We start from the raw sequence: 23,150 nt of genomic DNA, 5'->3' as shown, positions 1-23,150 counted from the left end.
CGGGGCTGTCCGCTCACCTTAACGCCGCGACGCCGGCAGCCCGCGGTGTCTGCGCGCCCGCGCCGACTGTGATGCGATAGACCGGTGATCCAATCCGATGACGAGCTCGTGCGGCTGCGTTCAGTGGCCGAAACCGTGGCCACGGAGGCCGCCGCGTTCGTGCGGCGCCGGCGCGCCGAGGTGTTCGGCGCCGAGCCGGCCGGCGCGACAGGCCCGGACAGCGGCGCGGTGCGGACCAAGAGCACCCCGACCGATCCGGTGACGGTGGTCGACACCGAGACCGAGCGCCTGTTGCGGGACCGGCTGGCCGAATTGCGGCCTGGGGACCCCATTCTCGGCGAGGAGGGCGGCGGGCCGACCGACCCGGCGGGCACCCCGGCCGGGTCGGTGACCTGGGTGCTCGATCCCATCGACGGCACAGTGAATTTCGTTTACGGCGTTCCCGCGTACGCGGTGTCGGTCGCGGCGCAGGTTAACGGCGAGTCGGTGGCCGGGGCGGTCGCCGACGTCGTCGCCGACCGGGTGTACTCGGCGGCCAGCGGCCTCGGCGCGCACGTCAGCGACGGCCGAGGGACCCAGCCGTTGCAGTGCGCGGCGGTCGAGGACGTGTCAATGGCGTTGCTGGGCACCGGTTTCGGCTATTCGCGGCAGCGCCGCGCGGCGCAGGCGGCGTTGTTGGCGCGCATGCTGCCGGTGGTCCGCGACGTTCGCCGCATCGGCTCGGCGGCGCTGGATCTGTGCATGGTGGCCTCGGGCCGGCTGGACGCCTACTACGAGCACGGCCTGAAGGTGTGGGACCGCGCCGCGGGCGCGCTGATCGCCGCCGAGGCGGGGGCCCGGGTGGTGCTGCCGGCGCACGACGCCACCGGGGCGGGATTGGTGCTGGCCGCCGCCCCCGGGATCGCCGACGAGCTGCTGGCGGTCCTGGAGCGGTTCAACGGCCTGGATCCGATCCTGGATTGAGCGCCTCAGCAGCTGCTGGCGTGAATCTTGGCCAGCAGCGTGGGATCTGACGGCTCGGTGGCGCCGGGCCGCAGGGTGGCGAGCACGGCGTCGATGTCGTCGTTGTGGGCCAACGCGCTGAAGTCGGTTCCCAAGGCGAGGTCGACGGAGTCGTCGGCGCGGCTGTCGTTGAACAGTTCGGTGCACGGCGCCACCAGCCACACCGCCGCGGCCGTGGCCTGTCCGGCGGTGCCGAAACGGATTTGGCCTTGGCAGGCGAGCCTGGTGCCGGCGTAGAGCGGGTCGTTGGCGGCGGTCGGCTGCGCGAAGCCGAGGTCTTTCATCGCCCCGGCGACGTCGCCGGCCTGCCCGCCCCGGCCGCTGGCGTTGAGGACGCGGACCTTGGTGTCGGCGAGCTTGGCGGGTGCGACGTCCATCATGGCGCTGCGCGACACCTGCTCACCGAGCTGGGCCGACGCCGAACCGGTCGCCTGCGGCGGGGGATTGCACACCACCGCCTCGTGCACCTTGGCGGGCCGGGTCAGCGCCACGGTCCAGACGACCGCGGTGGCCACTGCGAGCAAAATCACCACGACGATCGCGGGCTTGGGGTTGCGTCGACGGAAGGGCCGACCATGCTTGTCAAAAGCTGTACCCTCGGTGATTTGCGTGACCACAGCTGCACTCTAGTCGCACCCCAAACCCACTGTTCAGAAGCGAGCGCAAGGGTGAAAATGGGTGTGTGAGGTAAATCACACCTTAATGGGCCGCGATACGGGCACGAATCATTTGGTGGATGCGTTCGACGCTGGTACAAAGCGATGCTTGAGATTTACGAGGGCATGCAGAGGCAAGCAGAGGCAATAGGGCAGGGGAATAGATATGCCTACCGATTATGACGCTCCACGGCGCACCGAGACGGACGACGTTTCGGAGGACTCGCTGGAGGAGCTCAAAGCGCGACGGAACGAGGCGGCCTCGGCCGTCGTCGATGTCGACGAATCTGAATCCGCTGAGAATTTCGAACTGCCCGGCGCCGACCTGTCCGGTGAAGAACTTTCGGTCCGTGTCGTTCCGAAGCAGGCTGACGAGTTCACCTGCTCGAGTTGCTTTCTGGTGCAACACCGCAGTCGGCTGGCCAGCGAGAAGAACGGCGTGATGATCTGTACCGACTGCGCGGCCTGATAGCTGCCGCTACGTTGTCAGGGCCGACAGCACCCGTTCCGGGTGACGGCAACTCACCAGCCAGTACGGCGTCGGGTCGTCCGGGTCGTCGAGGACGATCAGGATCATCGGCGCCACCCACGCCCTGTGCAGCACGTAGGCCGCCGGGTCGAGCTGGCGGCCCAACGCCGCGGATTTGGCCGAGGGCGCTACCTGTGCGGACCGGGCGATCGCGGTGACCGGCAGGTGCGCGGGGCCCGCCCACAGTTCCACTTCCCCCGGCACGGACGGGTTGGCGGTGACCCGGATCTCGACGCGCCCCAGCCACAACAGCGCCGCGGCCGCCACCGCGAACAGTGCCGCGTACGGCCACCACGAGGAGTGGCGGGTGACGCCCATGTTGAACTCGAACGCGAGGATGCCGGCGAGCGCGAGGGCCGGTGGCCACCACCACCACGGAACCCACAATCGTTCGCGATACCGCACGTTGTGCGGCGCGACGCGGGTATCGGACACGCAGTCAAGGGTAGTCTGTGGCCCCGTGTCGACCAGTCTGGCCATCGTCCGCCTTGACCCCGAGCTTCCGCTGCCCGCCCGCGCCCACGAAGGCGACGCCGGGATCGATCTCTACAGCGCCGAGGACGTCAAGCTCGAGCCCGGGCGGCGCGCCCTGGTGCGCACGGGTGTGGCGGTCGCCATCCCGTTCGGCATGGTCGGGCTGGTCCATCCTCGGTCGGGATTGGCTGCGCGCGTTGGGCTTTCGATCGTCAACAGTCCCGGTACCATCGACGCGGGCTACCGCGGCGAGATCAAGGTCGCGCTGATCAACCTCGATCCGGCCGAGCCGATCGTGGTGCATCGCGGCGACCGCATCGCCCAGCTGCTGGTGCAGCGGGTCGAGTTGGTGGAGCTGGTCGAGGTGTCGTCGTTCGACGAGGCCGGGCTGGCCGAAACGTCCCGTGGCGACGGTGGTCACGGTTCCTCCGGCGGACACGCGAGTCTGTGATGCGCCGGCGAGCAGGGCGAAGCGATGAAAAGGAGCGGCGCTGATGGCTGCATTCGGTAAACGCTCACGCAAGGACGACAGCGCTTCGGCCGCGGACGCCCGGGCGGACGAGGCCGTGACGCCGGGCGCCGACGAGCCCGCCGCCGAGGAACTCGAGGGCCCGTTCGACATCGAGGACTTCGACGATCCCGCCGTCGCCGAGCTGGCCCGGCTCGACCTGGGCTCGGTGCTGATCCCCATGCCCGAGGCCGGCCAGCTGCAGGTCGAGTTGACCGAAACCGGTGTCCCGAGCGCGGTCTGGGTCGTCACGCCCAACGGTCGTTTCACCATCGCCGCCTACGCGGCGCCCAAGACGGGTGGGCTGTGGCGTGAGGTGGCCGGCGAGCTCGCCGAGTCGCTGCGCAACGACTCCGCCCAGGTCAGCATCAAGGACGGGCCGTGGGGGCGCGAGGTGGTCGGCACCGCCACCGGCGTGGTGCGCTTCATCGGCGTCGACGGCTACCGCTGGATGATCCGCTGCGTCATCAACGGCGCCCACGAGACGATGGAGGCGCTCGAGCAGGAGGCGCGAGCGGCGTTGGCCGACACCGTGGTTCGGCGCGGCGACACGCCCCTGCCGGTGCGCACACCGCTGGCCGTGCAGCTGCCCGAGCCGATGGCCCAACAGCTGCGCGAAGCCGCCGCGGCGCAACAGGCCGCCCAACAAGCGGATGCGCAGCAATCCGAGGACCAGCAGGCCCCCGCCGACCAGCCGGCCGCGCGCCGCAGCGCCGACGGGTCGGCGATGCAACAGCTGCGCACCACCACCGGCGGCTGAGACCCCGGCTAGCCCAGCTCGGCCAGCGCCGCCAGGCAGGCCGCGCCCAGGCCGGCGGGATCCGCGCCGATCTGATCCAGCGTCACCGTGCGCAGCGCCGCGCGCGGCGCCGCGGCGACCCAGTCGAGGCCGGCCTGCAGCGGATGGATCGGATCGTCGACCGCGGCCGCCACCGCCAGCGGCGCGGCCAGCCCGGCCAGCTCGTCGCAGCTCGGCGCGACGTAGGCGGCCGCCTCCTCCATGGCGTCCGGAAGGTGCGGCCACTGGGCGCCCCACGAGCGGGTCAGCTCGTCGGCCAGCCACGGGGGGCTGGACGCCCGCATCTGGGTCGTCGTCGCCGCCAGGCCGTCGGCTCGCAGCTGGGAGGCCGAGTACCGCGCCGCGAGGGCGGCCGGCGCCTCACCGGGCGCCCCCGCCCACGCCGGCAGCGCGGCCAGCACCGCGACCGCCCGGTCCGGATGGGCCAGCGCCCAGGCCGCCGCGACCGCCGCGCCGATCGACACGCCGCCGACGGCGATCGGGCCTTCGCGCGATGCGGCATCCAGCGCCGCCAGGTAGCCGTCGATCAGCCGGTCGGGGCGCGGCGGCGGGGTCACCAATACCGCGCCGACGTGGGCCAGCGGGCCCGAAAACGCCCGCTGAACGTAGTCGTCGTCGGAGCCGGTTCCGGGCAATAACACCGTCGTGACACCGTTCAGATCGACCACCACCCCTCGATAGTGCACGGCGTTGACCTGCAGTCCAACATCACGTTTGAGTCGGTTGGCGCTGGGGAACCAAGAGGTCTACGGTGTCCGTTGGCATAGAGGAAGCATCGAAGCTTTTATCGTCAGGAGTGGCCATGGGGGCCCAAGGGTATCTGCGCCGGCTGACCCGTCGGTTGACGGAGGATCCGGAGCAACGCGACTCTGAGGAACTGTCCGACGAAGTCGCCAGCACCGGCGCGCAACGGGCTATCGATTGCGAGCGTGGCCAGGAGGTCACGATGGTCGGCACGCTACGCAGCGTGGAATGCAACGGCAGGGCCTGCGCCGGCGGGGTTCGCGCGGAATTGTTCGACGGCAGCGACACCGTCACGCTCGTGTGGCTGGGCCAGCGCCGCATCCCGGGCATCGACTCGGGCCGCACCCTGCGCGTGCGGGGCCGCCTCGGCAAGCTCGAGAACGGAACCAAGGCGATCTACAACCCGCACTACGAAATTCAACGGTGACCGTCCCGGAAGGATTGGGCGGGGCCACCCCGCCCGCCCGGGAGCCGGGCTCATCGGAACAAACCACTAGTCGCATCAGCCCCGAGCGCCTGCTGGCGCAGGCGGGCGGCGTCAGTGGCGTCATCTACTCGTCGCTCCCGGTGGTCGTCTTCGTGATCGTCTCGAGCGTGTCGGGACTGGTCCCGGCGATCGCGGCGGCGCTGGGGGTGGCCGCGCTGGTCTTGCTGTGGCGGCTGATCCGGCGGGATTCCCCACAGCCGGCGTTGTCCGGGTTCTTCGGCGTGGCGCTGTGCGCGCTGATCGCCTACGTGCTGGGGGAGTCCAAGGGCTATTTCCTGCTGGGCATCTGGATGTCGCTGGTGTGGGCGGTGGTGGTGGCGGCGTCGGTGGCGATCCGCCGGCCGCTGGTGGGCTACGCGTGGAGCTGGGCCACCGGCCGCGGGGACGGCTGGCGCAGCGTTCCAAAGGCCGTTCTTGCGTTCGACATCGCCTCGCTGGGCTGGGTGCTGGTGTTCACCTCCCGCTTCGTGGTCCAGGGGCTGCTCTACGACGCCGATCGGACCGGGTGGCTGGCGGCGGCGCGGATCGGGATGGGCTGGCCACTGACCGTGCTGGCCGCGCTGGCGACCTACGCGGCGATCAAGTCGGCGCAGCGGGCCATCGCGGCGGGCGCCGAGCTGGCACCCCGTAGCGTCGGCGACTAGCCCAACAGCAGCTTCTGCAGGTCCTCTTCGGCCTCGGCGACCGCGACGAACAGCAGCTCGTCGCCGCCTTCGAGCGGCTCGTCCTCCTCGGGCACGATGACCCGAGGGCCGCGCAGGATCGTCACCAGCGAGGTGTCGCGCGGCAGCTGCAGTTTGCGCACCGGCTTGCCGCCCCACGGCGTGTCATCGGGCAGGGTGATCTCGACGAGGTTGGCCTGTCCCTTGCGGAACTCCATCAGCCGCACCAGATCGCCGACGGCGACCGCCTCCTCGATGAGCGACGCCAGCATGCGCGGTGTCGACACCGCGACGTCGACGCCCCAGGCGTCGGTGAACAGCCACTCGTTGCGCGGGTCGTTGACCCGGGCCACCACCCGGGGCACCGCGAATTCGGTTTTGGCCAAGAGGCTTAGCACGACGTTGGCCTTGTCATCGCCGGTGGCGGCCACCACCACGTCGAACTCCTGCATGTGCACCGATTCCAGCAGCGTCAGCTCGCACGCGTCGCCCAGGCGCCAGTGCGCGGCGGGGATGGCGTCGACGTCGACGTGGTCGGGGTTGCGCTCGATCAACGTCACGTCGTGGCCGTTGCCGATGAGTTCCCGCGTGACCGAGCGACCGACCGCACCGGCACCGGCAACCGCTACCTTCATATGCGCCGTCCCCTCACAGCCGTGCCGTATTCATCACAGGTCTTCGCTCGGTGGTAGCGCGGCGATGGCGACCGCCTCGGCGGCGCGCCCGGATATCGCCGCGACATAGACCTGGTCGCCGGCCTGGATCACCGACTTCGGCTCGGGCAGGACGCCGGCCCCGAATCGGATCAGGAAGGCGACCCGGGCGCCGGTGGCCTGCTCGAGATCGGTGACCCGGTGGCCGATCCAGTCCTCGTGCAGGACGACCTCGGAGACGGCGACCGTGCCGGTCGGGTCGCGCCACTTGGCCGTCTCGGTCTCCCGCAGCAGGGCATTGAGCAGGCGGTCGGTGGTCCAGGGCACGGTCGCGATGGTCGGGATGCCCAGGCGCTCGTAGACCTCGGCGCGCTTGGCGTCGTAGATGCGGGCCACGACCCGCTTGACGCCGAACGTCTCCCGTGCCAGGCGCGCGGAGATGATGTTGGAGTTGTCACCGGAGGACACCGCGGCGAACGCGTCCGCCTCTTCGATACCGGCCCTCAGCAGTACATCTCGGTCGAATCCTTGCCCCAGGACCCGCTCGCCGGCGTATTCGGGGCTGAGCCGGTTGAAGGCCGTGCTGTCGCGGTCGATGACGGCCACGTCGTGACCGATGCGGGACAGCCCGTCGGCGACCGAGGAGCCGACACGGCCGCAGCCCATCACTACTACTCGCACTTGTGGTCCTCTCGGCCGCGTCCTGCGCCCTTCGTCGGCAACGCACGTGGGCAAGCCGTTTCGGTCGGCGAACATTCTCGTCCACGAACGCTACCGTCAAACCCGTCTGGGCTTACTCTTGGCTCTCGTGTCCAAACTTTCAACCGCCACTCGTCGGTTGCTTATCGGCCGGCCGTTTCGCAGCGACCGGCTCAGCCACACCCTGCTGCCCAAGCGGATCGCCTTGCCGGTGTTCGCCTCCGACGCGTTGTCCTCGGTGGCGTATGCGCCCGAGGAGGTCTTCCTCATGCTCTCGGTGGCCGGGGTCTCGGCGTACGCGCTGACGCCGTGGATCGGGCTCGCCGTGGCGGCGGTCATGTTGGTGGTGGTGGCCAGCTACCGCCAGAACGTCCACGCCTACCCCTCCGGTGGCGGCGACTACGAGGTGGTCACCACCAACCTGGGCGAGACGGCGGGCCTCGTCGTGGCGAGCGCCCTGATGGTGGATTACGTTCTGACCGTGGCGGTTTCGACGGCGTCGGCGATGGCGAACATCGGCTCGGCCATCCCGATCGTGGCCGAGCACAAGGTGTTCTTCTGTGTGGCCTCCATTCTGCTGGTGATGGCGCTGAACCTGCGCGGGGTGCGCGAATCCGGGGTGGCGTTCGCCATCCCGACGTATGCGTTCATCATCGGGGTCCTCGTCATGATCGGCTGGGGCCTGTTCCGGATCTTCGTGCTGGGTGATCCCTTGCGGGCGGAGTCCGCCGGTTTCCAGATGCACGCCGAACACGGCCAGGTCGTCGGTTTCGCGTTGGCGTTCTTGGTGGCGCGGTCGTTCTCCTCGGGGTGTGCGGCGCTCACGGGTGTCGAGGCGATCAGCAACGGGGTGCCGGCGTTTCAGAAACCCAAGTCGCGCAACGCGGCCACGACCCTGCTGATGTTGGGCGCAATCGCGGTGACGCTACTGATGGGCATCATCGTGCTGGCGCAGAAGATCGGCGTTCAGCTCGTCGAGGATCCCGCGACCCAGCTGAGCGGAATCCCGAAGGGGTACTACCAAAAGACCCTGGTCACCCAACTGGCGCAGGCGGTGTTCGGCGGCTTTCACGTCGGGTTCCTGCTCATCGCCACGGTGACCGCCCTCATCCTGGTGCTCGCGGCCAACACCGCGTTCAACGGATTCCCGGTGCTCGGTTCGATCCTGGCCCAGCACAGCTACCTTCCGCGCCAATTGCACACCCGCGGAGACCGGTTGGCGTTCTCCAACGGAATCCTGTTCCTGTCCGGGGTGGCCGTGCTGGCGATCGTGGCGTTCCGCGGCGAGGTCACCGCGTTGATTCAGCTCTACATCGTGGGCGTGTTCATTTCGTTCACGCTGAGCCAGATCGGCATGGTGCGGCACTGGACCCGGTTGCTGCGCACCGAGACCGATCCCGGGGTGCGGCGCAAGATGATGCGCTCGCGGGTGGTCAACACGGTCGGATTGCTTTCCACCGGTGCGGTTTTGCTGGTGGTGCTGGTCACCAAGTTCGTCGCCGGGGCGTGGATCGCGCTGTTCGCGATGAGCCTGCTGTTCGGCATGATGAAGATGATCCACCGGCACTACAACACCGTGAACCGCGAATTGGCGCAGCAGGCCGAGGACGAGGAAGACGCGGTGTTGCCCAGCCGCAATCACGCCGTGGTGCTGGTGTCGAAGCTGCACCTGCCGACGCGGCGCGCGCTGGCCTACGCGAGGGCCACCCGTCCCGACGTTCTCGAGGCGGTGACGGTCAGCGTCGACGATGCGGAAACCCGTGAGCTGGTGCGCAAGTGGGAGGCGAGCGATATCAGCGTTCCGCTCAAGGTCATCGCCTCGCCGTATCGCGAAATCACCCGCCCCGTACTGGAATACGTCAAGCGGGCCCGGGAGGAGTCGCCCCGCACCGTGGTCACGGTGTTCATCCCGGAGTATGTGGTGGGGCACTGGTGGGAGCAGGTGCTGCACAATCAGAGCGCGCTGCGGCTCAAGGGGCGGCTGCTGTTCATGCCCGGCGTCATGGTGACTTCGGTTCCGTGGCAACTGAGTTCGTCCGAACGGCGCAAGACGTTGCAGCCGCACGTGGCGCCGGGAGACGCTCGTCGGGGTATTTTCGATTGACCCGCGAATCGACCCGCCCACCGCGCGGGGTGTCGCCCGCGGTGGGGGAGCTGACGTTGACCACCGGCGCCCCGGCCAACGGCGGCAGCTGCGTGGCGCACCACGAAGGCCGGGTGGTGTTCGTCCGGTACGCGCTGCCCGGTGAGCGGGTTCGGGTGCGGGTGACCGCGGACCGCGGATCCTATTGGCACGCGGAGGTTGTCGAGGTCGTCGAGCCGGCGGACGGCCGCACGGCGTCGCTGTGCCCGATCGCCGGGGTCGGCGGCGCCGGCTGCTGCGACCTGGCGTTCGCCGCCCCCGAGGTGGCGCGCGCGCTCAAGGCCGAGGTGGTGGCCAATCAGCTGGAGCGCCTCGGTGGGCATCGCTGGAGCGGGGAGGCCGAACCGCTGTCGTCGCGACCCACGGGCTGGCGCACCCGCGTCCGCCTCGACGTGGGCGCCGACCATCGACCGGGCTTTCACCGTTACCACAGCGACGATTTGGTGACCGACCTGCGTTGCGCGCAGCTGCCCGACGGCATGCTAGACGGGATCGCCGAGACCGAGTGGCCGCCGGCCGCCCAGCTGCACGTGGCCGTCGACGACGACGGCGCGCGCCACGTGGTGCGCACCCTGCGGCAGGGCAGACGCACGGCGACCAAGGTGATGGAGGGCCGCTACGAGGCGGTGCAGCGGGTGGCGGGGCGCACCTGGCAGGTGCCGGTGACCGCCTTTTGGCAGGCGCACCGCGACGCCGCAGCGACCTACAGCGCCCTGGTCGCCGACTGGGCGGCCGCCGGCACCGGCATGAGCGCCTGGGATCTTTACGGTGGCGCAGGCGTTTTCGCCGCCGCGCTCGGCGAGGCCGTGGGGGCCTCGGGGCGGGTGCTCAGCGTGGACACCTCGCGCGGGTCGACGCGGGCCGCCCGGAGCGCGCTGGCCGATCTGAGCCAGGTGCAGATCGTCACCGACTCGGTGCGCCGCGCGCTGGCGGCGCAGCGAGAAGGCGCCTCAACAGCAGATGTGGCGGTGCTTGACCCACCGCGGGCGGGCGCCGGGCGCGAGATCATCGATCTGCTCGCCGCGGCCGGTGTCCCGCGTGTGGTGCACATCGGTTGTGAGGCAGCGTCTTTCGCGCGCGATATCGGTATCTATCTCGGCCACGGCTACGCCGTCGAGAAGATCAAGGTGTTCGACGCGTTCCCGTTGACCCACCACGTCGAATGCGTCGCGCTGCTGACACGTGGCGATTAGTCCGGCGCCTAGGCCATCACGAAATACCGCAGCCACACATACAGCGCGGCCAGCGCGATGGAGACGGCGGTGACGACCGCGCCCTTGCGGGTGAATTCCCAAAACGAGATGGGATTGTCGGCGCGGCTGGCGATCCCGAGCAGGACGATGTTGGCGCTGGCGCCGATAGCGGTCAGGTTGCCGCCGAAGTCCGTGCCCAGCGCGAGCGACCACCACAAGACGCCGGGGTTGGCGTGATCGCCCAGGGCGGGGACCAGGTCGGCCACCACCGGCGCCATCGTCGCGGCATACGGAACGTTGTCGACGACCCCGCTGATGAGGACCGAGGCGACCAGGATGATCATCGTCGCGGTCAAGGTGTTCCCGCCGGTCGCGGAGATCGCCACGCGGGCAAGCTGTTTGACCACACCCGTCTTCACCAGCGCGCCGACCATGATGAACAGGCCGGCGAAGAACAGCAGCGTGTCCCACTCCACGCTGGACAGGTAATCGGACGGCTTGAGTCGTGACGCCACGACCAGGATCCCGGCGCCCAGCAGCGCCACCATGGAGGGTTCCATATGCAGCGGCGAGTGCGCGATGAACGCGGTGAACACCGCCAGCAAGACGATCCCGCACGTGACGAGCAGCCGGGGGTCGCGGATGGCCTCCTTTTCCTCCAGCGACATCACGTCGGCAACCCGATCGGGGTCGACGCTGAACGCCCCGGGAAAAAGGCGCGGCAACAACACCATCAGGACGCCGAGGACGATGACCACGATCGGCGCCAGATGAACGAGAAAGTCGTTGAACGTCAGACCGGCCCTGCTGGCGATGATGATGTTGGGCGGATCGCCCACCAACGTTGCCGCGCCGCCGACATTCGATGCGAACACCTCGGCCATCAAAAAGGGCGCCGCGTTGATCGCCAGTCGTTCGCACACCAACAGCGTCACCGGGGCGACCAGCAACACGGTGGTGACGTTGTCGAGCAGGGCTGAGGCGATCGCGGTCACCAGGGCCAGCAGGATCATGACGCGCAACGGCGAGCCGCGGGCGCGTTTGGCCGACCAGATCGCCACGTACTCGAACACGCCGGTCTGCCGCAGCACGCTGACGATGATCATCATGCCGAGCAGCAAAAAGATGACGTCCCAATCGATTCCGGTTTCGTGTGAGTAGAAGACGTCGTCGGATCGGATGATCGGCAGGGTGACCACGATCGCGGCGCCGGCGAGGGCCACGAATGTCTTGTTGACGCGGTCGCTGGCGATCAGGACATAGGCGACCACGAAGACCAGGATCGCGATGAAGCTCATCGATGTGCCTGGGGCATCAGGTTTTCAGCGCGGCGGCGAGCACCCGCGATGCCGTGATCACCCCGACCAGTCCGCCGTCTTTGACCACCGCGACGAGCGGGCTGCGCAGTCGCGCCATGAGCGCGGCCACTTCGATGATGGTGTCGTCGGCGTGGGCCGGGGGCACGTCGACCAGGTGGTCGGGCAACACGTCGCGCACCTTCTTGCCGCTCAATTTTTCCGCGCAGCGGTCGGCGGTCGATTCGTTGAGCACGCCGGCCAGCGACGGGTCGTCCTGCACGTATCGCGGCACGATGAAGCGGACGACCTGGGAGGCGGGCAGCACCGCGTAGGGGCGCCCCGAACCGTCGGTGACCAACAGCCCGGGCAGCCGGTGCTCGGCCAGCATCCGGGCGGCTTCCAGCGCGTCCGCGTCGATGCTGACGACGGGGAAGTCCTCGGCGATCTGCTCGGCACGCACACTGCGACGATACGTCCGCGGGGAGTGGATGGTGCGGCGGCCTCGATGCTCATGGCGTGCTCCTGGGTCGGAAGTAGAAGTGCCGACCAGGCTTCCCGGCTCACCGCGCATTGACGCTACCAAACCTGCGCGTGTGGCTGCGTAGACTGACGGGATGCTGGAACAGATCCGCGGGCCCGCTGATCTGCAGCACCTTTCTGCGCATCAGCTCCGCGAATTGGCCGCCGAGATTCGCGAGTTCCTGATTCACAAGGTCGCTGCCACCGGGGGACACCTCGGGCCCAATCTCGGCGTGGTCGAACTGACCCTCGCGCTGCATCGGGTGTTCGACTCGCCGCACGATCCGATCATCTTCGACACCGGCCATCAGGCCTACGTCCACAAGATGCTGACGGGACGTTCCCACGAGTTCCAAACCCTGCGCAAAAAGGGTGGGCTGTCCGGGTATCCGTCGCGCGCCGAGAGCGAGCACGACTGGGTGGAGTCCAGCCATGCCAGCGCCGCGCTGTCCTACGCCGACGGGTTGGCCAAGGCCTTCGAGCTGAGCGGGCACCGCAACCGGCACGTGGTCGCGGTGGTCGGCGACGGGGCGCTGACCGGTGGCATGTGCTGGGAGGCGCTGAACAACATCGCCGCGTCGGGCCGCCCGGTGATCATCGTCGTCAACGACAACGGGCGCAGCTACGCCCCGACGATCGGCGGCGTGGCCGACCATCTCGCCACGCTGCGGCTGCAACCGGTCTACGAGCAGGCCCTGGAAAGGGGCCGCGACGCGCTGCGGGCGCTGCCGCTGGTCGGCCGGCTCGCCTACCGGGTGATGCACAGCGTCAAGGCCGGCATCAAGGACTCGTTGTCACCGCAGCTGCTGTTCACCGACCTGGGGCTGAAGTACGTGGGCCCCGTCGACGGCCACGACGAACGCGCGGTGGAGGCCGCGCTGCGCCACGCCCGCGGCTTCGGGCGCCCGGTGATCGTGCACGTGGTGACCCGCAAGGGGATGGGCTACGCGCCCGCCGAGGACGACGAAGCCGAGCAGATGCATTCCTGCGGGGTGATCGATCCCCTTACCGGCCAGGCGACCAGCGTCCCCGGCCCGGGCTGGACGGCGACCTTCTCCGATGCGCTCATCGGCTACGCCCGCAAGCGCCGCGACATCGTCGCCATCACCGCGGCCATGCCCGGCCCCACCGGGCTGACGCCGTTCGGGCAGCAGTTTCCCGATCGCCTGTTCGACGTCGGCATCGCCGAGCAGCACGCCATGACGTCGGCGGCCGGCCTGGCCATGGGCGGGATGCACCCGGTGGTGGCCATCTATTCGACGTTCCTCAACCGCGCCTTCGACCAGATCATGATGGACGTGGCGCTGCACCGGCTGCCCGTCACCATGGTGCTGGACCGGGCCGGGATCACCGGATCCGACGGCGCCAGCCACAACGGCATGTGGGACCTGTCGATGCTGGGCATCGTGCCCGGCATGCGGGCGGCCGCCCCCCGCGACGCCACCCGGTTGCGCGAGGAACTCGGTGAGGCGCTCGAGGTCGACGACGGGCCGACGGCGCTGCGCTTCCCCAAAGGTGATGTGGGCGAGGACATCCCGGCGATCGAGCGCCGTGGTTCCGGCATCTCGGGTGTCGACGTGCTCGCGGTCCCGGCCGGCGGATGCAACCACGACGTGCTGCTGGTGGGCGTCGGCGCGTTCGCGCGGATGGCGCTGGCGGTGGCCAAGCGACTGCAGGATCAGGGGATCGGCGTCACGGTCATCGACCCGCGCTGGGTGCTGCCGGTCTCGGACAACCTGCTCGACCTGGCGGCGCGGCACAAACTGGTCGTCACCTGCGAGGACAACGGGGTCAACGGCGGCGTGGGCTCGGCGGTGTCGGCCGCCCTGCGCCGCGCCGAGATCGACGTTCCGTGCCGCGACGTCGGGCTGCCGCAGCGGTTCTACGAGCACGCCTCCCGGGGCGAGCTGCTGGCGGACCTGGCCCTGACGGATCAGGACGTGGCACGCCGCATCACCGGGTGGGTCGCCGCCCTGGGCAGCAGCGAGGCGGAAGCCGAGATCCGGGAGCACCTCGACTAACCGGCGCTTTCGGTGCCTTCCGCCTGCAGCGCCCGGGCCAGCACGGGATCCACCAACTCCCGCTGCCAGGGCCGGGCCTGCCCGGCCCGCAGAAACGCCTCGACGGCCTCGAACGGATCCGGCGCGGCCTCCCAGTCCCAGCACAGCCGTCGCACCAGGTCCGGCGAGACCAGGTTCTCGGTGGGGACGTGCACCCGCTCGGACACCTCCGACAGCGCCGCCCGCGCGGCCTCGAGCCGCGCGGCGGCCTCCGGTTTGCGCCGGCTCCACCGCGCGGGGGGCGGCGGCCCGTTCGGCGGTTCGGCGTCCACGGGCGGATTCTTGTTCTGGCGCGCGGCCTCCAGCGCCGCCAGCCACGTCGCGGCGCTGCGGCGTTGATTGCGCCCCCCGAACACGGGCAGGGCGACCAGTTCCTCGACGGTCGTCGGGTTGGCCAGCGCGGCGTCGATGATGGCCGAGTCCGGAAGGATGCGCCGCGGCGCGATGTCGCGGCGCTGCGCGATCTGGTCGCGCGTCAACCACAATTCGCGCACCGCGGCCAGGCCGCGCTTGTCGCGCACCCGATGGATTCCCGACGTTCGTCGCCACCGGTCCCGTCGCGCCGCGGCACCCGGATCTTTCGAACCCGTGTCCCGCAGGTAGTCGAATTCCTGTGCGGCCCAATCGGTTTTGCCCTGCCCGGCGAGGACCTCCGCGATCGCCGCGCGCAGCTCGATGAGCAGTTCCACGTCCAGCGCGGCGTAGTTGAGCCATTCGGCGGGCAGGGGGCGCTTGGACCAGTCCGCCGCGCCGTGGCCCTTGGCCAGCCCGAAACCCAGCAGCCGCTCGACCATGGTGGCCAGGTTCACGCGCTCGAACCCGGCCAGGCGGCCCGCGAGCTCGGTGTCATACAGCGCGGGCGGCCGCATGCCCACCTCCGCCAAACAGGGCAGGTCCTGATCGGCCGAGTGCAGGATCCATTCGTCGGTGCCCAGCACCTCGGCCACCGGCCGCAGCGCCTCCAGCGGGTCGCGGCCGTGGCTCACCGGGTCGATCAGCACGGTGCCGGAGCCCGCCCGGCGGATCTGGATCAGGTAGGCCCGGTTGGAGTAGCGGAAACCCGACGCCCGCTCGGCGTCCACCGCGAACGGCCCGCGCCCACGGTCCAGGCGCTCTGCCGCGGCCTCGATTTCGTACACGCTCACCGAGATGGGCGGGACGCCTTCGGTCGGGCGTGGAAGTGGGGTGGGGGCGGGTTCGGTGCCGCCGGGCGCGCTGCTGCCCGGCCCGTCGGGCGACGGTTCGCCCATGCTAGGCGCGTGACCGCGAGCTCAGGTCGGTGACTCCGGCGGGCGGCAGGCCCGCGGCGTGCTCCAGCACCTCGCAGAACGCCTCGACGTGCGCGCCGACCGCGGGCGACGTGGCGGTCCAGGACGCCCGCAGCTCGAGCTGGTGGGCGCGCGGCGGCCCCGAGATGTCGCCGTAGCGCACCGAGGTGGTGGCGGTGACGGTGCCGCCCAGCGCGACGACGTGTTCCATGCGTGACTCCAGTGCCTCGACCAGCCAGCTCCACGCTACTTCGGGCAGCAGGGGATCGACGGCCTCGCTGGGGTCGAGGTCGGCCTGGATGTAGGCGACCATGCGGATGGTGCCGTCCCACGCGTCGGCCCCTTCGGGGTCGTACAGCAGGATCAGCCGGCCGAAGGCGTCGCCGTCGGACCGTTCGGGGATGATCTCGCGGTCGGGATGCTTGACCTCGGCGCCCAGCGCGTAGCTGTGGGGAGCGAGGCGTTGCGGCGGCCGGATCGGACCCAGCTCGATCTCCGGCCGCACGGCCACGGCGTTCATCGCCGCCACCGCCTCGCGGAAGGGGGCCGGTTCGGATGAGGTCACTTGGCACCGCTCCTCTTCATCCCGACCGCTCTGTATCGTCACGGCAGGGGTCACAGGGATCGACGGTAGACCCATCGGCTGACACGCTGCGACAGGCGCGCCGGGTTTCAAACCCGCCGCGACCAACCCGTTACCAGCCCTCCACCAAACGTATATGTCCTGCTCAGGTGGCAGATCCGCCGGTAAACCGGGCGGGGCGCTTCTCGCGGTGGGCGGCCAGGCCTTCCTGCACGTCGGGGCCGCTGAAGCTGAGGAATTCCAGGCCCACCGAGGTCTCGAAGGTGGGGCCCATCATGCGGTACCAGTGGTTGAGGCTGCGCTTGGTCCACTGGATGGCGTTCTGCGCGCCCTGCGCCAGGTTCTCGGCGATCCGGGTGGCGGTGGACAGGACGTCATCGTCGTCGACGCAGGTGGAGACCAGGCCGATCCGCTCGGCCTCCTCGCCGAGCAGGGTTTCGCAGGTCAGCAGGTAGTACTTGGCCTTGGCCATGCCGACCAGCAGCGGCCAGCAGATCGCGGCGTGGTCGCCGGCGGCCACGCCGAGCTTCGTGTGCCCGTCGATCAGCTTCGCGGTCCGGCCCGCCACCGAGATGTCGGCCAGCAGCGCCACCACCAGGCCCGCACCCACCGCCGGCCCCCGGATCGCCGACACGACCGGGGTGTCGCAGTTGATCATGTTGTGCACCAGGTCGCGGGCTTCGCGCATGATGCGGATCCGGCCCTCGTACTCGCCGATGGTCTCGGCGATCAGGTCGAAGCTGCCGCCGGAGGAAAAGGCCTTGCCCTCGCCGCGGACCAGGACGACGCGCACGGCCGGGTCGCGATCGATCACCGGCCAGATGTCGGCGAGGTCGCGATGCATCTGCGGGCCCACCGAATTCAGCCCCGGGGAGTCGAGAACCAGCGTCAGCACGCCGTTCTCACCGAGCTCGCACCGCAGGCTGGGGAACTCGTCGTAATTGGCTGGGGGCTGGCTGACCGGCATCCGGGCTCCTGACGTTCAAACGGTTGCGGTCGCGATAGTACGCAGCGGGGTTTGGCGTTCTGCGGTCATGGCAGCATTGAGGCCGATGAACAGGCCCACGCACACCAGTGCGGACACTCGCCGCGACCTTCCCGAGTCGCCGTATCTGGCCGCGGCGGGCGGCCGAAAGCCCCGCCGGATCCCGGTGTGGTTCATGCGGCAGGCCGGCCGGTCGCTGCCCGAATACCGGGCGCTGCGGGCCCAGCACGACATGCTGTCGGCGTGTTTCGACGCCGAGCTGGTCTGCGAGATCACCCTGCAACCGGTGCGCCGGCACGACGTCGACGCGGCGATCCTGTTCTCCGACATCGTGGTGCCGCTGCTCGGCGCCGGCATCGACCTGGACATCGTCGCCGGGGTCGGACCGGTGATCGAGTCGCCGGTGCGCACCGCGGCCGACGTCGCCGCGATCAAACCGCTTGAGCGGCAACGGGTTCAACCGATTTCCAACGCCGTGTCGCTGCTGGTGTCCGCGCTCGGCGATGTTCCGCTGATCGGTTTCGCCGGCGCGCCGTTCACCCTGGCGTCCTACCTGATCGAGGGCGGGCCCAGCCGCCACCACGCGCGCACGAAGGCGATGATGCTGGCCGATCCCGACAGCTGGCATGCGTTGATGGAGAAGCTGACCGACATCACCGTCGGCTTCTTGCGGGTGCAACTGGATGCCGGGGTGGACGCGATCCAGGTGTTCGACTCGTGGGCCGGGACGCTGTCGTTGGCCAACTACCGCGCCTACGTGCAGCCGCACAGCGCCCGGATCTTCGCCGCCCTGGCCGAGTACGGCGTGCCGATGACGCACTTCGGCGTCGGCACGGCCGAACTGCTGGGCGCGATGTCGGAGGTCGGCGCGACGGTGGTGGGCGTGGATTGGCGAACCTCGCTCGCCGACGCGGCGGCCCGGGTGGAGCCCGGCACGGCGCTGCAGGGCAACCTCGATCCGGTGGTCCTGCTGGCGGGCTGGCCGGTGGTCGAACGCGCGGCGCGCGCCGTCGTCGACGACGGTCGGCGCGCGGTCGACGCCGGCGCCGCCGGTCACGTCTTCAACCTCGGCCACGGCGTGCTGCCCGAGACCGACCCCGCAGTGCTGACCGACCTGGTGTCGCTGGTCCATTCGCTATGACGTCCCGCTCATATTGCGTTGTCGGGGGCGGAATTTCGGGGCTGACGGCGGCCTACCGGCTGCGCATGTCCCTCGGCGACGACGCGGCCATCACGCTGTTCGACCCGGGGGAGCGGCTCGGCGGGATCCTGCGCACGGAGCTGGTCGGCGGGGCGCCGATGGATCTGGGCGCCGAGGCGTTCGTGCTGCGCCGACCCGAGCTGCCGGCGCTGCTGGACGAGCTGAATCTGACTGGGCACCAACTGGTTTCGACCGGTGCTCGCCCGCTGATCTACAGCGGGCAACGGCTGCGCCCGCTCCCCACCGGCACGATCGTGGGCATCCCGTCGTCGGCGGCGTCGGTGGCCGGATTGGTCGACGAGGCGACCGTCGCCCGCATCGACGCCGAACCCTCCCGCCCGTTGGAGTGGGTCGCCGGCAGCGATCCCGCGGTGGCCGACCTGGTGGGCGACCGGTTCGGCGACCAGGTGGTCGCGCGGTCGGTGGACCCGCTGCTGAGCGGGGTCTACGCGGGCTCGGCGGCCACCATCGGCCTGCGTGCGGCCGCCCCGACCGTGGCCGCGGCGCTGGACCGTGGCGCCGCCAGCCTGACCGACGCCGTCGGGCGGGTCGTGCCGCCGGCCACCGGCGCGCCGGTGTTCGGCGCGCTCGACGGCGGGTACCGGGTGCTGGTCGAGGAGCTCGCCGCGCGCGCCCGGCCGCGCTGGGTGCGCGCCGCCGCGTCGCGGCTCGAGCGCGCCGACGCGGGCTGGGCGGTGTTCGACGACACCGGCGCCCGCTGGGGCGCCGACGCGGTGATCCTGGCCGTGCCCGTGCACGAATCGTGCCGCCTGCTCGGCGGCATCGCGCCCCGCAGCGTCGCCGCGGCCGGGCGCATCGCGAGCGCATCGTCGGTGGTGCTGGCGCTGGCCGTGCCGGCTGACACCGCGTTCCCCGACTGCTCGGGCGTGCTGGTGGCCACCGGGGAGCGGTTGCGGGCCAAGGCCATCACGCTGTCGTCCCGCAAGTGGGGCGCCCGGGCCGACGTGCAGCTGTTGCGGTTGTCGTTCGGGCGGTTCGGCGACCACGTGGCGGCCAGCACCTCCGACGACGAGCTGCTGGCCTGGGCGCTGGGGGATGTGGCCGCCGTGTTCGGGCTCGACATCGACCCCGTCGACGTCCGGGTGCAGCGCTGGATCGACGCCATGCCGCAGTACGGCCCCGGCCATGCCGACCTGGTCGCCGAGGTGCGCGCCGGACTGCCGCCGACGCTCGCGGTGGCGGGGAGCTACCTCGACGGCATCGGCGTGCCCGCCTGCGTCGGCGCGGCCGGGCGTGCGGCCGAGGATGTGATCAGGGCCATCGGAGGTCCGGACGCGCAAGTGGCACGATAGGTTTCATGGCCAAGCTCGACTACGACTCGCTCAACTCCCAGATTCGCTACCTGATGTTCTCGGTTTTCTCGGTGGAGCCGGGTGAGCTGGGCGAGGAGCGCGACGACGTCATCGACGAGGCGTCGACGTTCCTCAAGCAACAGGAGGAGCGCGGCGTCGTGGTGCGCGGCCTCTACGACGTGGCGGGCATGCGGGCCGACGCGGACTTCATGATCTGGACGCACGCCGAACGCGTCGAGGCGCTGCAGGCCACCTACGCCGATTTCCGCCGCACCACCGCGCTGGGACGGGCCAGCTCGCCCGTGTGGAGCAGCGTCGCCCTGCATCGGCCGGCCGAGTTCAACAAGAGCCACATCCCGGCGTTCCTGGCCGGCGAGGAGCCCGGCAACTACATCTGCGTGTATCCCTTTGTGCGGTCCTATGAGTGGTATCTGCTGCCCGACGAGGAACGCCGCCGCATGCTCGCCGAGCACGGCATGGCCGCCCGCGAATACAAGGATGTCCGCGCCAACACGGTCCCGGCGTTCGCGCTCGGCGACTACGAGTGGATCCTGGCGTTCGAGGCTCCCGAGCTGCACCGCATCGTCGACCTGATGCGCGAACTGCGCGCCACCGACGCCCGCCGGCACACCCGCGAGGAGACGCCGTTCTTCACCGGCCCCCGGGTGGCCGTCGAGCAGTTGGTGAAAGCCCTGCCATGACAGCGCCGTTCGATCCGACCGACCCCACCCGTTTCGAGCAGATGTACCGTGACGACCGGACGTCGCACGGCCTGCCCACCGCCACGCCGTGGGACATCGGCGGCCCGCAACCGGTGGTCCAGCAGCTCGTGGCGTTGGGCGCGATCAAAGGCGAGGTGCTCGATCCGGGCACCGGCCCCGGCCACCACGCCATCTACTACGCCTCGAAGGGCTATTCGGCGACCGGCATCGACGGCTCGCCCGGCGCCATCGAGCGCGCCCGGGCGAACGCCGAAAAAGCCGGGGTGTCAGTCAATTTCGAGGTGGCCGACGCCACAAAGCTGGACGGGTTCGACGGCCACTTCGACACCGTGGTCGACTGCGCTTTCTATCACACGTTCAGCACCGAGCCCGAGCTGCGACGGTCCTACGCCGAGGCGCTGCGGCGCGCCACCAGGCCGGGCGCGCGGCTGTACATGTTCGAGTTCGGCGAACACAACATCAACGGCTTCAAGATGCTGCGGTCGTTGTCCGAGAGCGACTTTCGCGACGTGCTGCCCGACGCCGGGTGGGACATCACCTATCTGGGCACGACCACCTACCAGGTCAACATCAGCGCCGAGTCCATCGAGTTGATGGCCGCGCGCAACCCCGACATGGCCGACGAGGCGGCGAAGTTGCTGGAACGGTTCCGCGCCATGGAACCCTGGCTCGACGGCAGCCGGGTGTACGCGCCGTTCTGGGAAGTGCACGCCACGCGCGCCGACTGAGGGCCTGGGCGTCACACCCGTCGCGTCTGTCACTGGGGAAGGGAAGGGGGCTTTTGCCCACCTCCCAGCGACAACGTGTTTGCCCTGGTCACACCCGTTAACGACGTTGTCGCTGGGAGGTGGGCACAACGCATGCCCCCCGGATTCTTGTGACTGCTGGGACTCAAGCCCCCGACGGCACCAGTCGCAGGCAGACCGAGTTGATGCAGTACCGCTGGTCGGTCGGCGTCGGATAGCCCTCACCGGCGAACACGTGGCCCAGGTGGCTGTGGCAGTTCGCGCACAGCACCTCGGTGCGCGTCGTCCCCATCGAATGGTCGGGCCGCAGGATCACCGCATCGGATTTCGCCGGGTCGAAGAACGACGGCCAGCCGCAGTGCGACTCGAATTTCTCTGTGCTGCGGAACAATTCGGCACCGCAGGCACGGCACTGGTACACGCCTTCGGTCTTGGTGTCGGTGTATTCACCCGTGAAGGGTCGCTCGGTGCCGGCTTGGCGCAGCACGTGAAACTCTTCCGGGGTGAGCTTCTGGCGCCACTCGTCGTCGGTCAGCTGCAGCTTCGGACGCGATACGTCGGGGGAGGTCATGCATCCACGGTAGCGCGCTGCCGCTCGGTCATCAGCCACGCCGGATCGATCCCGTCATCCAGCCGGTTCTCAGCCTTGGCATCGAGGTACCGGAAGTACAGCACGGTGAACACCACGATCAGCAGCAGCGACCAGCCGTAGGTGATCTTGAGGTACTCCAGCGCCCGGCCCCAGCGCATCCAGTTGAACAGCAGCCAGCGGTCCAGGGTCATGAAGCCGTAGATCCCCAGCCACGCCGGCCAGTTGCGGATCAACGAGTTGGGCAGCACGACCGTCATCAAAAACGGGAACAGCATCATCGAGTAGTAGCCCTGGGCCAGCGACGACACCAGGAACGACCACAGCAGCAGCACACCCGCGGAGTTGGTCAACCAGAACCGCGGGTCCCGGGTGCGGTAGTGGCGGTACAACAGCCACAGGGCCCCAATGGCCAACAGCGTGAACAGGATTCGCAGGAACACGATCAGCCAGGTGGGCAGGCCGAAGTACACGCCGTTGCCCTCGATCGAGCTGTTGAAATAGTCGCGGGTGCCCAAAAAGTAGGGCACCGTGCGGGTCACGAAGTCCATCGGATCACTGACCAACGGCCACGCGGCGGCGTTGACGACGACGGGAATCACGAAGGCCGGCACCAGCGCTCGCCACTGGCGGTTCAGCACCGGCAGCAACAGCAACGGCAACAGCACCGGTTTGAGCGTCAGCGTCAGGCCGATCGCCACGCCGGCCCACCATTGCCGGCCGATCCGGCCGTCGAGCAGCCACCGCAAGAACAGCATCTCGGCGAGCAGCACGCAGCCGTTGATGTTGGTGAACACCAGCGTGTTGGTCACCGTCTCGGTGCAGAACATGGCCAGCAGCAGCGCGGGCGCGGCCACCGAGGACAGCGTGTAGTTGAACATCCGCAGCAGCAGATACCACGCGGCCAGGATGGCCACGGTGTTGATCAGGATGAACAGGTAGCGCGACGGATACTCGGGCAGGTACCCGAACGGTGCCATCAGCAGCGTGCCGCCGGGCGGATACAGGTAGTGCGGGTCGACGTAGTCGAAGTGCTCGTTGTAGATGTCCCAGCCGCGCCGGAAGTTCACCACCGCCCGGTAGACGGGTTTGAAGTCGTCGGTGATGTTGCCGTTGGTGGTGATGACGATGCTGCGGTGCAGCACCGAGAGGATGGCGATCGGCCACAGCGCGGACCGCAAGATGCTCGCCACGCTCGGCGCGCCGGTGCGGGGACGAAAGGCGGTCAGGAGCCGCTCGCGCGAGCCGGTTCGGATCGATTCAGCTGCCGTCACCAGCGCACCGTACACCGGCGCGCCGGCGCCGCTGAAGGCAGCA

General features: G+C 69.6%; 24 protein-coding genes and 1 pseudogene. 13 read left to right on the top strand and 12 right to left on the bottom strand.

What is annotated here, in order from left to right; genetic code table 11:
• Positions 1-84 precede the first annotated feature (84 nt).
• Entirely contained in the window at positions 85-963 is an 879-nt protein-coding gene (locus W7S_RS17060) for an inositol monophosphatase family protein (protein ID WP_008258546.1), read from the top strand.
• A gap of 5 nt (positions 964-968) precedes the next feature.
• On the opposite strand, the gene cei is transcribed toward W7S_RS17060, so the two are convergent.
• The gene (cei, locus tag W7S_RS17055; protein ID WP_008258545.1) at positions 969-1,619 is read right to left on the bottom strand and encodes an envelope integrity protein Cei; all 651 of its coding nucleotides are present in this window, start codon (positions 1,617-1,619) and stop codon (positions 969-971) included.
• A 205-nt stretch (positions 1,620-1,824) separates the two neighbouring features.
• Here cei and W7S_RS17050 point away from each other — a divergent pair, with 205 nt between their 5' ends.
• Positions 1,825-2,127: a DUF4193 domain-containing protein gene (locus tag W7S_RS17050; protein ID WP_008258544.1), complete on the top strand. Its 303-nt coding sequence runs from the start codon at positions 1,825-1,827 to the stop codon at positions 2,125-2,127.
• Positions 2,128-2,136: 9 nt separating this feature from the next.
• Here W7S_RS17050 and W7S_RS17045 read toward each other — a convergent pair whose 3' ends face one another.
• Positions 2,137-2,622 (bottom strand): DUF3093 domain-containing protein, encoded by a 486-nt coding sequence (locus W7S_RS17045; protein WP_008258543.1) that lies wholly within the window; start codon positions 2,620-2,622, stop codon positions 2,137-2,139.
• 25 nt (positions 2,623-2,647) lie between these two features.
• Between W7S_RS17045 and dut the strand changes: the two genes are divergently transcribed.
• Positions 2,648-3,112 carry a dUTP diphosphatase gene (gene dut / locus W7S_RS17040; RefSeq protein ID WP_008258542.1) on the top strand — a complete coding sequence of 155 codons (465 nt, stop codon included), beginning with the start codon at positions 2,648-2,650 and terminating at the stop codon, positions 3,110-3,112.
• A 43-nt stretch (positions 3,113-3,155) separates the two neighbouring features.
• Positions 3,156-3,929 (top strand): DUF3710 domain-containing protein, encoded by a 774-nt coding sequence (locus tag W7S_RS17035; RefSeq protein ID WP_008258541.1) that lies wholly within the window; start codon positions 3,156-3,158, stop codon positions 3,927-3,929.
• Positions 3,930-3,937: 8 nt separating this feature from the next.
• Here W7S_RS17035 and W7S_RS17030 read toward each other — a convergent pair whose 3' ends face one another.
• On the bottom strand, positions 3,938-4,639 hold the full coding sequence (locus W7S_RS17030; protein ID WP_008258527.1) for a hypothetical protein: 702 nt from the start codon (positions 4,637-4,639) through the stop codon (positions 3,938-3,940).
• Positions 4,640-4,770: 131 nt separating this feature from the next.
• Here W7S_RS17030 and W7S_RS17025 point away from each other — a divergent pair, with 131 nt between their 5' ends.
• Together W7S_RS17025 and W7S_RS17020 are read left to right on the top strand one after the other, a co-directional pair.
• Positions 4,771-5,139 (top strand): OB-fold nucleic acid binding domain-containing protein, encoded by a 369-nt coding sequence (locus W7S_RS17025; RefSeq protein WP_003875251.1) that lies wholly within the window; start codon positions 4,771-4,773, stop codon positions 5,137-5,139.
• 14 nt (positions 5,140-5,153) lie between these two features.
• Positions 5,154-5,843, top strand: a complete 690-nt coding sequence (locus tag W7S_RS17020) for a DUF3159 domain-containing protein (protein WP_043955794.1) — start codon at positions 5,154-5,156, stop codon at positions 5,841-5,843.
• On the opposite strand, the gene W7S_RS17015 is transcribed toward W7S_RS17020, so the two are convergent.
• Positions 5,840-6,496 (bottom strand): TrkA family potassium uptake protein, encoded by a 657-nt coding sequence (locus tag W7S_RS17015; protein ID WP_008258524.1) that lies wholly within the window; start codon positions 6,494-6,496, stop codon positions 5,840-5,842. The two genes, W7S_RS17020 and W7S_RS17015, sit on opposite strands and share 4 nt — an antisense overlap.
• A gap of 33 nt (positions 6,497-6,529) precedes the next feature.
• A complete protein-coding gene (locus W7S_RS17010; protein ID WP_008258523.1) occupies positions 6,530-7,195 on the bottom strand; it encodes a TrkA family potassium uptake protein in 666 nt (221 codons plus the stop codon).
• A 127-nt stretch (positions 7,196-7,322) separates the two neighbouring features.
• Between W7S_RS17010 and W7S_RS17005 the strand changes: the two genes are divergently transcribed.
• Both W7S_RS17005 and W7S_RS17000 read left to right on the top strand, forming a co-directional pair.
• On the top strand, positions 7,323-9,317 hold the full coding sequence (locus W7S_RS17005) for an APC family permease (RefSeq protein ID WP_008258522.1): 1,995 nt from the start codon (positions 7,323-7,325) through the stop codon (positions 9,315-9,317).
• A 29-nt stretch (positions 9,318-9,346) separates the two neighbouring features.
• Positions 9,347-10,549: a class I SAM-dependent RNA methyltransferase gene (locus W7S_RS17000; RefSeq protein WP_008258521.1), complete on the top strand. Its 1,203-nt coding sequence runs from the start codon at positions 9,347-9,349 to the stop codon at positions 10,547-10,549.
• Positions 10,550-10,557: 8 nt separating this feature from the next.
• On the opposite strand, the gene W7S_RS16995 is transcribed toward W7S_RS17000, so the two are convergent.
• Both W7S_RS16995 and W7S_RS16990 read right to left on the bottom strand, forming a co-directional pair.
• Positions 10,558-11,847 (bottom strand): SLC13 family permease, encoded by a 1,290-nt coding sequence (locus tag W7S_RS16995; protein WP_014712042.1) that lies wholly within the window; start codon positions 11,845-11,847, stop codon positions 10,558-10,560.
• 16 nt (positions 11,848-11,863) lie between these two features.
• On the bottom strand, positions 11,864-12,307 hold the full coding sequence (locus tag W7S_RS16990; protein ID WP_008258518.1) for a CBS domain-containing protein: 444 nt from the start codon (positions 12,305-12,307) through the stop codon (positions 11,864-11,866).
• Between the two features lie 154 nt (positions 12,308-12,461).
• On the opposite strand from W7S_RS16990, the gene dxs reads away from it, so the two are divergent.
• Entirely contained in the window at positions 12,462-14,387 is a 1,926-nt protein-coding gene (gene dxs / locus W7S_RS16985) for a 1-deoxy-D-xylulose-5-phosphate synthase (RefSeq protein WP_008258517.1), read from the top strand.
• Here dxs and W7S_RS16980 read toward each other — a convergent pair.
• The 3 genes and pseudogenes from W7S_RS16980 to W7S_RS16970 all read right to left on the bottom strand — a co-directional run bounded on the left by W7S_RS16980 (position 14,384) and on the right by W7S_RS16970 (position 17,244).
• Complete coding sequence (locus W7S_RS16980) at positions 14,384-15,676, bottom strand: ribonuclease D (protein ID WP_008258516.1); 1,293 nt, start codon at positions 15,674-15,676, stop codon at positions 14,384-14,386. The genes dxs and W7S_RS16980 overlap by 4 nt on opposite strands.
• Position 15,677: 1 nt before the next feature.
• Positions 15,678-16,344, bottom strand: a pseudogene (locus W7S_RS16975) (DUF3000 domain-containing protein).
• 78 nt (positions 16,345-16,422) lie between these two features.
• Positions 16,423-17,244 (bottom strand): enoyl-CoA hydratase/isomerase family protein, encoded by an 822-nt coding sequence (locus W7S_RS16970; RefSeq protein WP_008258514.1) that lies wholly within the window; start codon positions 17,242-17,244, stop codon positions 16,423-16,425.
• Between the two features lie 85 nt (positions 17,245-17,329).
• On the opposite strand from W7S_RS16970, the gene hemE reads away from it, so the two are divergent.
• The 4 genes from hemE to W7S_RS16950 are packed head-to-tail and all read left to right on the top strand — an operon-like array spanning position 17,330 to position 21,226.
• Positions 17,330-18,403: a uroporphyrinogen decarboxylase gene (gene hemE / locus W7S_RS16965; protein ID WP_008258513.1), complete on the top strand. Its 1,074-nt coding sequence runs from the start codon at positions 17,330-17,332 to the stop codon at positions 18,401-18,403.
• Positions 18,400-19,776 carry a protoporphyrinogen oxidase gene (locus tag W7S_RS16960; protein ID WP_008258512.1) on the top strand — a complete coding sequence of 459 codons (1,377 nt, stop codon included), beginning with the start codon at positions 18,400-18,402 and terminating at the stop codon, positions 19,774-19,776. Before hemE ends, W7S_RS16960 begins: the two co-directional genes overlap by 4 nt.
• Before the next feature lie 5 nt (positions 19,777-19,781).
• A complete protein-coding gene (gene hemQ, locus W7S_RS16955) occupies positions 19,782-20,477 on the top strand; it encodes a hydrogen peroxide-dependent heme synthase (RefSeq protein ID WP_008258510.1) in 696 nt (231 codons plus the stop codon).
• Complete coding sequence (locus W7S_RS16950) at positions 20,474-21,226, top strand: class I SAM-dependent methyltransferase (RefSeq protein ID WP_008258508.1); 753 nt, start codon at positions 20,474-20,476, stop codon at positions 21,224-21,226. Before hemQ ends, W7S_RS16950 begins: the two co-directional genes overlap by 4 nt.
• 163 nt (positions 21,227-21,389) lie before the next feature.
• Here the strand turns inward: W7S_RS16950 and msrB are convergent, their stop codons facing one another.
• Complete coding sequence (gene msrB, locus W7S_RS16945; protein ID WP_008258507.1) at positions 21,390-21,815, bottom strand: peptide-methionine (R)-S-oxide reductase MsrB; 426 nt, start codon at positions 21,813-21,815, stop codon at positions 21,390-21,392.
• On the bottom strand, positions 21,812-23,122 hold the full coding sequence (aftC, locus tag W7S_RS16940) for an arabinofuranan 3-O-arabinosyltransferase (protein WP_008258505.1): 1,311 nt from the start codon (positions 23,120-23,122) through the stop codon (positions 21,812-21,814). Before aftC ends, msrB begins: the two co-directional genes overlap by 4 nt.
• Positions 23,123-23,150 lie beyond the last annotated feature (28 nt).

The sequence above is a fragment of the Mycobacterium sp. MOTT36Y genome, assembly GCF_000262165.1.
In the GTDB taxonomy this organism is placed as follows: domain Bacteria; phylum Actinomycetota; class Actinomycetes; order Mycobacteriales; family Mycobacteriaceae; genus Mycobacterium; species Mycobacterium intracellulare.
The sequence above is the reverse complement of the archived record's forward strand: the minus strand, read 5'-3'. Positions and strand labels throughout refer to the sequence as shown.